The following is a 13,323-nucleotide window of genomic DNA, read 5'->3' on the forward strand; positions in this document are numbered from 1 at the left end:
GGTCTAGAAAAACGCCAGGGTCAGGTTGACGCTGAAGCCGTTGCCCTCGGGGCGATTCTTGGTGTCGAATTCCGGCACCCAGCGGGCGCTGATGTTGGCTTGGGCATCGGCGAATTTGCCGGTCCAGCCGAGCACCGGACCGGCGCCCACAGAACGTCCGCGATAGCCGTTGAACGTGTTGGCGGTCTGGCCTTTGTCGTCGGTCAGTTGCTGGATATAACCGGCGGCAACGCCGGCATTCCAGCCTTCGCCAAACCCGAGGGTCCACAGGGCATCGAGGCGGAAGATGTTGCCGTTGCGGTAATCGGTGGCGTCGTTTTCGGTGTAGCGCTCGAAAGCGCTCATGAGGCTGAATTCGCCGCCCTTGCCATCCAGATGGGTGAACGCCACGGTCGGCATGAAGGTGTAGTTGTTCTGCCCCGGGTTGGCCAGGCGATCCTTGTTGTAGGCACCGGTGGGCACGTAGATCGGCAGCGAAAACGAGATGTGGTTCAGCTCATCGAAGTGGTAACCGGCGGCAATCGGCGTGATCAAGGCGTCGGCGAATTGCGTGCCGGAATCGCTGTCGCCCAGCGTGCGGCCGCGCGGGCCGGAGATACTCGCTTTGATGTCGGTGTACTGCACCGGCACGCCGATCGCCGAGGCGTAGTTCCAGCGACCCTTGCCGGTGTCCCAGACGTGGGTGAAGTTGCCCATGGTGTAGGAGACTTTCATGTCGATCCCGCCACTGACGGCACCGGAAATCGGCGCGCCGGAACTGCCCTTGAGCGAGCCGTCGTACCAGATGCTGGTCAGCGACATGACCCAGCCCGGTTCGGGCGGGACTATCCCGGCGTTGGAAAACACCTGCTGGCCGGTGATCGGTCGGCCAACGCCACCCTCTGCTGCGTAAAGCAGAGGACTGCCGATCATGCACAGCGCCAGCAATGGGCGCACTACGTTGGGCTTGATCATCAAAAACTCCGCTTATTGTTTTGAATTGATCGGGTTGAGCAACGGCATTTTCCATTCACCACTGGCGACTTCCGGTGTCGGCATATCAAGGCGAACAATCTCCTGTGCCGACCCGTTTGGCGTCGTGGGGCATTTGGGTTGCTGGGCGCCGACACCACAGCTGACAAACATGATCATCAGGCCGTATCCAGTGGCTTTGAAAATAGCGTGCATGGCGTTTTCCTTATTTGCCGAATGTCACGTTGATGCCGGTGTACACAACGAACTGCGGCAGTCCTTCGCCCTTGCGATCAACCGTCCACTGCGGCTCGACGAAGGCGTTGAGGATGTTGCTGCCGGACTTCCAGGCTTTGCCGACACCGAGGCCGAGCGGGATGTAGTGCGTGTCGTTTTTCAGGTCGAAAGTCCAGGTGCCGGTAGAGCGCAGATACCAGCCTTTTTCCAGGTTATGGATGATGAACGGCTGCATGGTGGCGCTCTCGACGTGCGGGCGGTCGTTGTCGCCAGCGAAGGAGCTTTGATACTGCACGAGAGCGCCGAGCAACCCGCGCGGCGAAGCGTCGATGGCCACCGCTGCCAGACCGCCTTGCCATTTGCCGGTACCGAGCTCGTCCTGTTCAGCCGTCGGTGCGGTGATCAACGGGCCAATGCCCAACTGCACGCCTTCGGTTTTCAGAATGAAGATATCGAACAGGTTCAGATCGCCGATGCCGGTGCTGTATCCGTTATGCGGGTCTGGGCGGGTGCTGATCGGCAGCGTCGCGCGAACCAGTTGCGGCACGCCGATGAAATCGTTCGGCGCGATCGGCAGGGTGCCGCGCAGCAACACGTCATTGCTGTGCACGTTGCTGTCGTAGAGTCTGGGAGTGTAGTAATCCTGCAGATTCGCGCCCGGTGCGACGTTCAACGGGTTGTTGCTCTTGTTCGAGTCCTCGGCGTTATCCGCCTGTGCCGCACACGCAGCCGCCAGCGAACTCGCCAGAAAAAGAGTCTTCCCCACTCGATTGAACATCATCCCCGATTCCCTGGTGGCTTATAGACAGCTCGGCACTCTCGTCGGCACTTCTCGACCGTTACGGCGTAATCCCTTTCTTATCAAGCCTGTAGGACACGTCTGAATGACGCTAGCAGCTAATCGGGAGTTAGCCAGTCGAATGGATTAATTCTTTGGTTTTGTGTACGGGTTAACAATCGAGTTGTGTACTGGATGGCCTGCGACCGTTAGTCGGTAATGCTCGGCACCTGTCAGAGTTGACAGTTGTTCAGCGAGGATGAATGTCGCTTGATGTTGAGGGAACCACTGCTGACTGGTGGTGAAGAGAAGGCTTCAATAAGGGGATGGATGTGGCGACGGGAACGGTGATCTTCTACAATGTTGCTCAATATTCCGGATTTATCAAGCAGGATGAAACAGGAGAGCTTGTGTACTTTAGTGCCAAGGATATTGGTTTGGACATCTACTTACTGGTCAATCAGAATTCAAGAGTTGAATTTGAAAAAGTCGAGTGCCCCATGGATAAAGGTAAAAAAACCTGGCGTTGCGATAGTCTCAAGTTGATCTAAGGCTTACTGCTTTGTCTGTGATGCCAGAGACTGCGATCGTTTGCTTATGTTTTGAAGATCAAAAGATCGCAGCCTGCGGCAGCTCCTACCTGTGTACTGTTCAGCTATTTTTCTTGGCTTGTTCGCGAACGCGTTCTTCCTGCGCACGTGCTTCGGGGGTGAACTCGGCGCCGAAGTCTTCGGCAGAAAATATCTGACGGATTTCAATTTCCGAATCGCCGGGCATCGGGTTCGGGCAGCGCTTGACCCATTCGATGGCTTCTTCTTTTGATTTCACTTCCCGGATCCAGTAACCCGCCACCAGTTCTTTGGTCTCGATGAACGGCCCGTCGATGACCGTGCGTTTGTCACCGGAGAAGCGTACGCGGGCGCCTTTGCTGCTCGGATGCAGGCCATCGGCGTCGATGAGAATGCCGGCTTTGACCAGTTCTTCGTTGAAGTTGCCCATGGCGGTGATCAGCTCTTCGCTGGGCATGATGCCGGCTTCCGAGTCGACGCTGGCTTTGACAAGGATCATGAATCGCATGGCGGTGGCTCCGTGGATTGTGGGGATTCATTGCTTAGTCGAACGGGCCAGCGGTGAATCGACAGAGTCTCTGAACAAAAGACCAGTAACACTGCAGAATCCAATGTGGGAGCGAGCCTGCTCGCGAAGGCGCTGGATCAGTCAGCATAAATGTTGAATGTGACGACCTCTTCGCGAGCAGGCTCGCTCCCACATTGGAATAGCGGTGGTTTTGTATACAATTTTTCGCGCAGGCACCCAACAATTTCCAAACAGGGCATAGGTCGTCGGACAATTTCGTGGTTAACTTCGGCCTCTTGCATGCTTTCCAATCAAAACATCAGAAGGACTCAAGTCATGGCTCAAGTCACCCTCAAAGGCAATCCGGTTCAAGTCAACGGCCAGTTGCCACAAGCCGGTTCCAAGGCGCCAGCCTTTTCTCTGGTTGCCGGCAATCTGTCCGACGTCACCCTGAAAGACTTTGCCGGCAAGCGCAAAGTGCTGAACATCTTCCCAAGCGTCGACACCCCGACCTGCGCCACTTCGGTACGCAAGTTCAACGCTCAGGCCAACGAAGTGGCAAACACCGTGGTGCTGTGCATCTCCGCTGACCTGCCGTTCGCCCAGGCACGCTTCTGCGGCGCCGAAGGTCTGGAAAACGTCCAGAACCTGTCGACCCTGCGCGGTGCCGAGTTCATCGAGAACTACGGCGTGGCCATCGCTGACGGCCCGCTGAAAGGCCTGACCGCTCGCGCCGTCGTGGTTCTGGACGAAAACGACAACGTCCTGCACAGCGAACTGGTCAAGGAAATCGCTGAAGAGCCTAACTACGAAGCGGCACTGTCCGTTCTCAAGTAAGCGCTTTTACAATTGTTAACGGCCTGGCCCTGTCCAGGCCGTTTTCATTTGTGTATCAGTGTTTTGCCTCACACCTTGAAACGTAAGGTGTAAGTAAATTGCCGGTAAAGCTGCTTTGCTAATTCCCCATCAGTGCTTATCGTTCAGCCTCCCGTAATAGAAGCCCACGCGCCCAATGGTTAATCACTCCATGCAATCGTCCCCCCGTAACTCCCGTCGCTGGCTGATCAGCCTGCTTGTCCTGTTGGTGATCGCCGTTCTGTGCTGGAAATTCTGGCCGGCCGGTTCAGCCCACAAGGAGGGCGCTGACAAGGCTGCTGCCGGGCATGCCGGACGTTCGGGGATGATGCGGCCGGGCTTCGGTGGCGGCACCGGGCCGATTCCGGTGCGGGTGGCGCCGGCGGTCACCGGCGACTTTCCGCTGTACTACAAGGCGCTGGGTACGGTGACCGCGCTCAACACCATCAATGTGCGCAGCCGTGTGGGCGGCGAGCTGGTCAAGATCAATTTCGAAGAAGGCCAGATGGTCAAGGCTGGTGACCTGCTGGCCGAGATCGACCCGCGTCCCTACCAGAACGCCTTGCTGCAGGCCGAAGGCACCTTGCTGCAAAATCAGGCACAGCTGAAAAACGCGCAGGTCGACGTCGAGCGTTATCGCGGTCTGTTCAAAGAGGACAGCATCGCCAAACAGACGCTGGACACCGCCGAAGCGCTGGTCGGTCAGTATCTGGGCACGGTCAAGACCAATCAGGCGGCGGTCAATGACGCCAAACTCAATCTGGAATTCACCAAAATCCGCGCGCCGATTGCCGGCCGTGTCGGTCTGCGCCAGATTGACGTCGGCAACCTCGTCACCGCCAACGACACCACGTTCCTCGCGGTTATTACCCAGACACAACCGATCAGCGTCGCTTTCACCTTGCCGGAAAACAGCCTCGAAACAGTGCTCGCCCGCTATCGCAGCGGCGCCAAGCTGCCGGCCGAAGCGTGGGATCGCGGCGACACCAAACTGCAGGCCACTGGTGTTTTGCAAAGCCTCGACAACCAGATCGACGTCGCCACTGGCACCCTGAAATTCAAGGCCCGCTACGAAAACCGCGATCAGGCGCTGTTCCCCAACCAGTTCGTCAACGTGCACTTGCTGGCTGACACGCTGAAAGGCGTGGTGCTGGCGCCGTCGGCGGCCATCCAGTTCGGCACCAACGGTACCTTCGTTTATGCGCTGGACGGCGACAAGAAAGTCACCATTCGCCAGTTGAAGATCGGCGCCAGCGATGGCGAAAACACCGTCATCACCGAAGGTCTGGCCGCTGGCGACCGCGTGGTGCTGGAAGGCACCGACCGCCTGAAAGAGGGCAGTGAAGTGGAAGTGGTCAACGATAGCAATCAAGTGCCGACCACCCCGACCGAACACCTGCAAGGCAAATCCGCCGCCAACGCACCGGATGCTGCGGTCACTGACAAGGCCAAGAAGGGCGCATGAACATTTCGCGGCTGTTCATCCTCCGACCGGTAGCCACCACCCTGAGCATGCTGGCCATTGTTCTGGCCGGCCTGATCGCTTATCGCTTGCTGCCGGTGTCGGCACTGCCACAGGTCGACTACCCGACCATCCGCGTCATGACCCTGTATCCCGGCGCCAGCCCGGATGTGATGACCAGTGCTGTAACTGCGCCACTCGAGCGCCAGTTCGGGCAGATGCCGGGCCTGACGCAAATGGCCTCGACCAGCTCCGGCGGCGCGTCGGTGCTGACCCTGCGTTTCAGTCTCGATATCAACATGGACGTCGCCGAACAGCAGGTGCAAGCCGCGATCAACGCCGCGACCAATCTGCTGCCGACCGATTTGCCAGCGCCGCCGGTGTACAACAAGGTCAACCCGGCAGACACCCCGGTACTGACCCTGGCGATCACCTCGAAAACCATGCTGCTGCCCAAACTCAATGATCTGGTCGATACGCGCATGGCGCAGAAAATCGCCCAGATCAGCGGTGTTGGCATGGTCAGCATTGCCGGCGGTCAACGTCAGGCCGTGCGCATCAAGGTCAACCCGGAAGCGTTGGCCGCCAACAGCCTGAACCTGTCGGACGTGCGCACCTTGATCGGCGCTTCCAACGTCAATCAGCCGAAAGGCAACTTCGACGGCCCGACCCGAGTGTCGATGCTCGACGCCAACGACCAGCTGACCTCGCCCGAGGATTACGCCAACCTGATCCTCGCCTACAAGAACGGCGCGCCGTTGCGGCTCAAGGACGTGGCGGAAATCGTCGATGGCGCCGAGAACGAGCGTCTCGCGGCGTGGGCCAACCAGAATCAGGCGGTATTGCTGAACATCCAGCGTCAGCCGGGTGCCAACGTCATCGAAGTGGTTGACCGCATCAAGGCACTGCTGCCGAGCATCACCGACAACCTGCCGGCCGGCCTCGATGTCACCGTGCTGACCGACCGCACGCAGACCATCCGCGCCTCGGTCACTGACGTGCAGCACGAATTGCTCATCGCCATCGCCCTGGTGGTGATGGTGACCTTCCTGTTCCTGCGCCGCGCCAGTGCGACGCTCATTCCGTCGGTGGCCGTGCCACTGTCGCTGATTGGCACCTTCGGTGTGATGTACCTGGCCGGGTTCTCGGTCAACAACCTGACCCTGATGGCCCTGACCATCGCCACTGGTTTTGTGGTCGACGACGCCATCGTCATGCTCGAGAACATCGCGCGCTTCATCGAAGAGGGCGACAGCCCGATGCAGGCCGCGCTCAAGGGCGCCAAGCAGATCGGCTTTACCCTGATTTCCCTGACCCTGTCGCTGATCGCAGTACTGATTCCGCTGCTGTTCATGGCGGACGTGGTCGGGCGGTTGTTCCGCGAGTTCGCCATCACCCTGGCCGTGGCAATCCTGATTTCCCTGGTGGTCTCGCTGACCCTGACGCCGATGATGTGCGCACGTTTGCTCAAACGTGAACCCGAGGAACATGAGCAGGGCCGTTTCTACCGTGCCAGCGGCGCTGTCATCGACTGGATGATCGCCGAGTACGGTCGGATGCTGCGCTGGGTACTCAAGCACCAGCCACTGACCTTGCTGGTGGCCATCGGTACGCTGGCATTGACCGTGTTCCTCTATATGGTCGTGCCGAAGGGCTTCTTTCCGGTGCAGGACACCGGGGTGATTCAGGGCATTTCCGAGGCGCCGCAGTCGATTTCCTTTGCCGCCATGGGTGAGCGTCAACAGGAACTGGCGAAAATCATTCTCGAAGATCCGGCGGTGCAGAGCCTGTCGTCCTACATCGGTGTCGACGGCGACAACGCCACGCTCAACAGCGGCCGTTTGCTGATCAACCTCAAGCCCCATGGCGATCGTGATCTGACCGCCACTGAGGTGATTGCGCGCCTGCAACCACAACTGGACAAACTGGTCGGCATCCGCCTGTTCATGCAGCCGGTGCAGGACCTGACCATTGAAGACCGCGTCAGTCGCACGCAATACCAGTTCAGCATGTCCTCGCCGGACTCCGAACTGCTCAGCCAGTGGAGCGGCCGACTGGTCGAAGCGCTGGCGCAGCGTCCGGAACTGACCGACGTTGCCAGTGATTTGCAGGACAAGGGTTTGCAGGTGTATCTGGTGATCGACCGCGATGCCGCTTCCCGCCTTGGCGTTTCGGTGGCGAACATCACCGATGCGCTGTACGACGCTTTCGGCCAGCGCCAGATCTCGACCATTTACACCCAGGCCAGCCAGTACCGCGTGGTGCTGCAAGCTCAGGCCGGGGAAAAGATCGGCCCGCAGGCGCTGGACCAGATTCACGTCAAGACCACCGACGGCGCACAGGTACGCCTGTCGAGTCTGGCCCATGTGGAAGAACGTCAGGCGCAACTGGCGATTACCCACATCGGCCAGTTCCCGGCAGTGATGATGTCGTTCAACCTGGCGCCCGGTGTGGCGCTGGGGCATGCGGTCGATGTCATCGAACAAGTGCAGAAAGACATCGGCATGCCGGTCGGCGTACAAACCCAGTTCCAGGGCGCGGCGGAAGCCTTCCAGGCCTCGCTGTCGAGCACCTTGCTGCTGATTCTGGCGGCGGTGGTGACCATGTACATCGTGCTGGGCGTGCTGTACGAGAGCTACATCCACCCGATCACCATTCTCTCGACCTTGCCGTCGGCGGCAGTTGGCGCCTTGCTGGCGTTGCTGCTCAGTGGCAACGATCTGGGCATGATCGCGATCATCGGCATCATTCTGCTGATCGGTATCGTCAAGAAGAACGCGATCATGATGATCGACTTCGCCCTCGATGCTGAACGCACCCAAGGCATGGCGCCGGAGCAGGCGATCTATCAGGCGGCGCTGCTGCGCTTCCGGCCGATTCTGATGACCACGCTGGCGGCGCTGTTTGGTGCGGTGCCGTTGATGCTCGCCACCGGTTCCGGGGCTGAACTGCGTCAGCCGTTGGGTCTGGTGATGGTCGGTGGTCTGCTGGTGAGCCAAGTGCTGACGCTGTTCACCACACCGGTGATCTACCTGTACTTCGACCGTCTCGGACGGCGCTTTGGCAAGACCAATGCGGATGCCGAAGAGGTCTCGGTATGACTGTCCGTACACATAACCCCTGTAGGAGTGAGCCTGCTCGCGATGAGGCCGGCACATTCAATATCAGTGGGGGCAGACACACCGCTATCGCGAGCAGGCTTACTCCTACAGGGGATGGGTGTGAAGTCGGAGTTTGTGGTCAATGAACCTCTCCGGTCCTTTCATCAAACGCCCAGTCGCGACGATGCTCCTGAGCCTGGCGATCATGCTGCTCGGCGGTGTCAGCTTCGGCCTGCTGCCAGTGGCGCCGCTGCCGCAAATGGATTTTCCGGTGATCGTTGTGCAGGCGAGCCTGCCAGGTGCCAGTCCGGAGGTCATGGCGTCCACCGTGGCCACGCCGCTGGAGCGCTCATTCGGCGCGATCGCCGGCGTCAACACCATGAGCAGCCGTTCCAGTCAGGGTTCGACCCGGGTCATTCTGCAATTTGATCTCGACCGCGACATCAACGGCGCCGCGCGGGAAGTGCAGGCGGCGATCAACGCTTCACGCAATCTGCTGCCAAGCGGTATGCGCAGCATGCCGACCTATAAAAAGGTCAACCCGTCGCAGGCGCCGATCATGGTGCTGTCGCTGACGTCCGACGTGCTGGAAAAAGGCCAGCTCTACGATCTGGCTTCAACCATTCTTTCCCAGAGCCTGTCGCAAGTGCAGGGTGTCGGTGAAGTGCAGATCGGCGGCAGTTCGCTGCCGGCGGTGCGTATCGAACTCGAACCGCAGGCGCTGAACCAATACGGAGTGGCGCTCGACGATGTGCGCAAAACCATCGCCGATGCCAACGTGCGCCGGCCAAAAGGTTCGGTCGAGGACGGTCAGCGCTTGTGGCAGATCCAGGCCAATGACCAGTTGGAAAAAGCCAAGGATTACGAATCGCTGATCATCCACTACGCCGACGGTGCCGCGTTGCGTCTGAAGGACGTGGCCAAGGTCAGCGACGGTGTCGAGGACCGCTACAACAGCGGCTTCTTCAACGATGACGCCGCCGTGCTGCTGGTGATCAATCGCCAGGCCGGTGCCAACATCATCGAGACGGTCAACGAGATCAAGGCGCAGTTGCCGGCCCTGCAAGCGGTGTTGCCGGCCAGCGTGAAGCTGAATCTGGCCATGGACCGCTCGCCGGTGATCAAGGCGACACTGCATGAAGCCGAGATGACCTTGCTGATCGCCGTGGCACTGGTGATTCTGGTGGTGTTCCTGTTCCTCGGTAATTTCCGCGCTTCGCTGATTCCTACCCTGGCCGTACCGGTGTCGCTGGTCGGCACCTTTGCGGTGATGTACCTCTATGGTTTTTCGTTGAACAACCTGTCGCTGATGGCGCTGATTCTGGCCACCGGTCTGGTGGTGGACGATGCCATTGTGGTGCTGGAGAACATTTCCCGGCACATCGACGAGGGCGTCAAACCGATGCAGGCCGCGTACCTCGGGGCCAAGGAAGTCGGTTTCACCTTGCTGTCGATGAACGTTTCGCTGGTGGCGGTGTTCCTGTCGATCCTGTTCATGGGCGGGATTGTCGAAAGCCTGTTCCGCGAGTTTTCCATCACCCTGGCGGCGGCCATTGTCGTCTCGCTGGTGGTTTCGCTTACGCTGACACCGATGCTCTGCGCCCGTTGGCTCAAGCCGCACACGCCGGGGCAGGAGAACCGTCTGCAACGCTGGAGCCGCCGCACCAACGACTGGATGGTTGGCAAATACGCCAGCAGCCTCGACTGGGTGTTGCGCCATCGTCGTCTGACCTTGCTCAGTCTGCTGATCACCGTTGGCGTCAACGTCGCGCTGTACGTGGTGGTGCCGAAAACCTTCATGCCGCAGCAGGACACCGGCCAGTTGATCGGTTTCGTGCGCGGTGACGATGGTCTTTCGTTCAGCGTGATGCAGCCGAAAATGGAAATCTTCCGCCGTGCCGTGCTCAAGGACGAAGCAGTGGAAAGCGTCGCCGGGTTCATCGGTGGCAGTAACGGCACCAATAACGCCTTCATGCTGGTACGTCTGAAGCCGATCAAGGAACGCCAGCTCAATGCGCAAAAGGTCATCGAACGCCTGCGCAAGGAAATGCCCAAGGTCCCCGGTGCACAATTGATGCTGATGGCGGATCAGGATCTGCAGTTTGGCGGCGGCCGCGAGCAGACCACGTCGCAGTACAGCTACATCCTGCAAAGTGGTGATCTGGGTGAGTTGCGCAAGTGGTATCCAAAAGTGGTTGCTGCGTTACGTGCGTTGCCCGAACTGACCGCGATCGATGCCCGTGAAGGCAAGGGCGCGCAGCAAGTGACGTTGATCGTCGACCGCGATCAGGCCAAACGCCTCGGTGTCGACATGGACATGGTTACCTCGGTGTTGAACAACGCCTACAGCCAGCGGCAGATTTCGACGATCTATGACAGCCTCAACCAGTATCAAGTGGTGATGGAGGTCAATCCGAAATACGCCCAGGACCCGGTGACGCTCAAGCAAGTGCAGGTGATCACCGCTGACGGTGCGCGGGTGCCGCTGTCGACGTTCGCTCATTACGAAAACAGCCTGGAAGACGACCGCGTCAGCCACGAAGGCCAGTTTGCCTCCGAGGACATTTCTTTCGACATGGCCGAAGGCGTGACGGTGGAGCAGGGCAGTGCCGCCATCGAGCGGGCGATTGCCAAGCTCGGCCTGCCGGAAAACGTGATCGCGAAAATGGCCGGCACCGCCGATGCCTTCGCCGCGACGCAGAAGAGCCAGCCATTCATGATTCTCGGCGCGCTGCTGGCGGTGTATCTGGTGTTGGGCGTGCTGTATGAAAGCTACATCCACCCGCTGACGATCCTGTCGACCCTGCCGTCGGCCGGGGTCGGCGCGTTGCTGTCGATCTATGCGCTGGGCGGCGAGTTCAGTCTGATTTCGTTGCTCGGGCTGTTCCTGCTGATTGGCGTGGTGAAGAAAAACGCCATTCTGATGATCGACCTCGCGCTGCAACTGGAACGTCATCAGGGCCTGTCGCCGCTGGAGTCGATTCGCAGTGCCTGCCTGCAGCGTCTGCGGCCGATTCTGATGACCACGCTGGCAGCAATTCTCGGTGCCTTGCCGTTGCTGCTGAGCCGGGCCGAAGGCGCGGAAATGCGCCAGCCGTTGGGCCTGACCATCATCGGCGGGCTGATTTTCAGCCAGGTGCTGACGCTCTACACCACGCCTGTGGTTTACCTCTATCTCGACAAGCTGCGCCATCGTTTCAACAAATGGCGTGGCGTGCGTACTGACGCCGCTCTGGAAACTCCGCTATGACTGACCGTTCGCTTTTCAATCTGGCCACTGTTCGCGGCTCGCGTCTGCTGAGCCTGTCACTGTGCGTGGCGATGCTCAGTGCCTGCGCCGTCGGCCCGGACTACCAGCGTCCGCAGACCGCTGAAATTGCCCAGTACAAGGAGGCCGAAGGCTGGACCCAGGCCAACCCGAGCGATTCGCTGGCCCGAGGTGCCTGGTGGGAGCTGTATGGCGATCAACAGCTCAACGGGCTGATCGAAAAACTAAACAGCTCCAACCAGACCGTCGCGCAATCGGAAGCACAGTTTCGTCAGGCCCAAGCCTTGGTGCGCAGCGCACGCGGGGCGTTCTATCCGAGTGTCGACCTCAGCGTGGGCAAGACCCGTTCCAGCCAGGGCACCGGCAGCAGCAGTTCGAGTCTGAGCAGTTCCTCCAGTGGCATCCGCGACACTTATAACGCCGAACTGGGTGTCAGTTGGGAAGCGGACGTGTGGGGCAAGCTGCGCCGTGGACTGGAAGCCGATGAGGCCAGCGCCCAGGCCAGTTTTGCCGATCTGGCCGCCATGCGCCTGAGCCAGCAATCGGAACTGGTACAAAACTACCTGCAACTGCGCGTGATCGATCAGCAAAAACGCCTGCTCGAAGCGACGGTGGCTGCGTATGAGCGGTCGCTGAAAATGACGCAGAATCAATATCGCGCGGGTGTTTCCGGGCGGGATGCGGTAGCGCAGGCACAGACGCAGTTGAAAAGTACCCAGGCCGATCTGGTCGATCTGATCTGGCAACGTGCGCAATTCGAAAATGCGATTGCCGTGCTGACCGGGCAAGCGCCGGCGGATTTCAACATTGCCGAAGTGCAGACCATTCCGAAGCTGCCGCAGGTGCCGTTGAGCCTGCCATCACAGTTGCTGGAGCGGCGCCCGGACATTGCTTCGGCGGAGCGCTCGGTGATTGCGGCCAACGCCAACATCGGCGTGGCCAAAGCGGCGTATTACCCGGATCTGAGTCTGAGCCTGAGCGGTGGCTACAGCAGCAGTACCTCGCAGAACCTGATCAGCCTGCCAAACCGCTTCTGGTCGGTAGGGCCGAAACTGGCGCTGCCGCTGTTCGACGGCGGCATTCGTTCGGCGGAAGTCGATCGCACGGAAGCGGTGTACGACCAGACCGTGGCCAAGTACCGCCAGACCGTGCTCGACGGTTTCCGCGAGGTGGAAAATTATCTGGTACAGCTCAAGGTCTATGAGGACGAAGCGGCGGTGCGCCAGGAAGCCCTCGATGCTGCCCGCGACTCCCTGCGCCTGACGGAAAACCAGTACAAGGCCGGGCTGATTGCCTACATCGATGTGGTGGTGGTGCAAGCCACGGCGTTGAGCAACGAGCGCAGCGTGCTGAACATTCTGCAAAGCCGCTTGATTGCCAGCGTGCAATTGATTGCGGCGCTGGGCGGTGGCTGGGACGGGCAGCTGGATGTCAGCGATAACACCCGCTGAAGGTTGGCTTCACTGATCGTTCCCACGCTCCGCGTGGGAACGCCTCAACGGACGCTCCGCGTTCGGCTTTGAAGGGACGCGGAGCGTCCCGGGCTGCATTCCCACGCGGAGCGTGGGAACGATCAAATCGGAGGACGTATTCG

The 13,323-nt window shown here is 59.8% G+C and carries 10 protein-coding genes; 6 read left to right on the forward strand and 4 right to left on the reverse strand.

What is annotated here, in order from left to right:
* Window positions 1-3: 3 nt before the first annotated feature.
* Genes AK821_RS18905 through AK821_RS18915 form a run of 3 tightly spaced genes read right to left on the reverse strand, consistent with a single transcriptional unit; the run spans window position 4 to window position 1,966 of the window.
* Window positions 4-954: a SphA family protein gene (locus AK821_RS18905; protein WP_064391065.1), complete on the reverse strand. Its 951-nt coding sequence runs from the start codon at window positions 952-954 to the stop codon at window positions 4-6.
* 12 nt (window positions 955-966) lie between these two features.
* Window positions 967-1,167 carry a hypothetical protein gene (locus AK821_RS18910; protein ID WP_064391066.1) on the reverse strand — a complete coding sequence of 67 codons (201 nt, stop codon included), beginning with the start codon at window positions 1,165-1,167 and terminating at the stop codon, window positions 967-969.
* A gap of 10 nt (window positions 1,168-1,177) precedes the next feature.
* Entirely contained in the window at window positions 1,178-1,966 is a 789-nt protein-coding gene (locus tag AK821_RS18915) for a hypothetical protein (protein WP_064391167.1), read from the reverse strand.
* Between the two features lie 326 nt (window positions 1,967-2,292).
* Between AK821_RS18915 and AK821_RS18920 the strand changes: the two genes are divergently transcribed.
* Window positions 2,293-2,517 carry a cold-shock protein gene (locus AK821_RS18920; RefSeq protein WP_064391067.1) on the forward strand — a complete coding sequence of 75 codons (225 nt, stop codon included), beginning with the start codon at window positions 2,293-2,295 and terminating at the stop codon, window positions 2,515-2,517.
* A gap of 100 nt (window positions 2,518-2,617) precedes the next feature.
* Here the strand turns inward: AK821_RS18920 and AK821_RS18925 are convergent, their stop codons facing one another.
* Window positions 2,618-3,043, reverse strand: coding sequence for a YciI family protein (locus AK821_RS18925; RefSeq protein ID WP_064391068.1), 426 nt, complete (start codon window positions 3,041-3,043; stop codon window positions 2,618-2,620).
* Between the two features lie 336 nt (window positions 3,044-3,379).
* Between AK821_RS18925 and tpx the strand changes: the two genes are divergently transcribed.
* From tpx to AK821_RS18950, 5 genes are all read left to right on the forward strand, one after another.
* Window positions 3,380-3,880 carry a thiol peroxidase gene (tpx, locus tag AK821_RS18930; RefSeq protein WP_016987527.1) on the forward strand — a complete coding sequence of 167 codons (501 nt, stop codon included), beginning with the start codon at window positions 3,380-3,382 and terminating at the stop codon, window positions 3,878-3,880.
* A gap of 175 nt (window positions 3,881-4,055) precedes the next feature.
* Window positions 4,056-5,363 carry an MdtA/MuxA family multidrug efflux RND transporter periplasmic adaptor subunit gene (locus AK821_RS18935; RefSeq protein WP_064391069.1) on the forward strand — a complete coding sequence of 436 codons (1,308 nt, stop codon included), beginning with the start codon at window positions 4,056-4,058 and terminating at the stop codon, window positions 5,361-5,363.
* Window positions 5,360-8,461: an MdtB/MuxB family multidrug efflux RND transporter permease subunit gene (locus tag AK821_RS18940; RefSeq protein WP_064391070.1), complete on the forward strand. Its 3,102-nt coding sequence runs from the start codon at window positions 5,360-5,362 to the stop codon at window positions 8,459-8,461. The genes AK821_RS18935 and AK821_RS18940 overlap by 4 nt, the downstream gene beginning before the upstream one ends.
* A gap of 142 nt (window positions 8,462-8,603) precedes the next feature.
* Window positions 8,604-11,711: an efflux RND transporter permease subunit gene (locus AK821_RS18945; protein ID WP_064391071.1), complete on the forward strand. Its 3,108-nt coding sequence runs from the start codon at window positions 8,604-8,606 to the stop codon at window positions 11,709-11,711.
* Window positions 11,708-13,180, forward strand: a complete 1,473-nt coding sequence (locus AK821_RS18950) for an efflux transporter outer membrane subunit (RefSeq protein WP_064391072.1) — start codon at window positions 11,708-11,710, stop codon at window positions 13,178-13,180. The genes AK821_RS18945 and AK821_RS18950 overlap by 4 nt, the downstream gene beginning before the upstream one ends.
* The last annotated feature ends 143 nt before the right edge of the window (window positions 13,181-13,323 follow it).

This window comes from Pseudomonas sp. RIT-PI-r, assembly GCF_001297015.1.
Classification (GTDB): Bacteria; Pseudomonadota; Gammaproteobacteria; order Pseudomonadales; family Pseudomonadaceae; genus Aquipseudomonas.

Excerpts from the sequence above, each read along its gene's own strand:
- AK821_RS18950 (WP_064391072.1), top strand. The coding sequence starts at position 11,708 with ATGACTGACCGTTCGCTTTTCAATCTGGCCACTGTTCGCGGCTCGCGT.
- AK821_RS18925 (WP_064391068.1), bottom strand. The coding sequence starts at position 3,043 with ATGCGATTCATGATCCTTGTCAAAGCCAGCGTCGACTCGGAAGCCGGC.
- AK821_RS18905 (WP_064391065.1), bottom strand. The coding sequence starts at position 954 with ATGATCAAGCCCAACGTAGTGCGCCCATTGCTGGCGCTGTGCATGATC.
- AK821_RS18940 (WP_064391070.1), top strand. The coding sequence starts at position 5,360 with ATGAACATTTCGCGGCTGTTCATCCTCCGACCGGTAGCCACCACCCTG.
- AK821_RS18915 (WP_064391167.1), bottom strand. The coding sequence starts at position 1,966 with ATGTTCAATCGAGTGGGGAAGACTCTTTTTCTGGCGAGTTCGCTGGCG.
- AK821_RS18910 (WP_064391066.1), bottom strand. The coding sequence starts at position 1,167 with ATGCACGCTATTTTCAAAGCCACTGGATACGGCCTGATGATCATGTTT.
- AK821_RS18935 (WP_064391069.1), top strand. The coding sequence starts at position 4,056 with ATGGTTAATCACTCCATGCAATCGTCCCCCCGTAACTCCCGTCGCTGG.
- AK821_RS18920 (WP_064391067.1), top strand. The coding sequence starts at position 2,293 with ATGGATGTGGCGACGGGAACGGTGATCTTCTACAATGTTGCTCAATAT.
- tpx (WP_016987527.1), top strand. The coding sequence starts at position 3,380 with ATGGCTCAAGTCACCCTCAAAGGCAATCCGGTTCAAGTCAACGGCCAG.
- AK821_RS18945 (WP_064391071.1), top strand. The coding sequence starts at position 8,604 with ATGAACCTCTCCGGTCCTTTCATCAAACGCCCAGTCGCGACGATGCTC.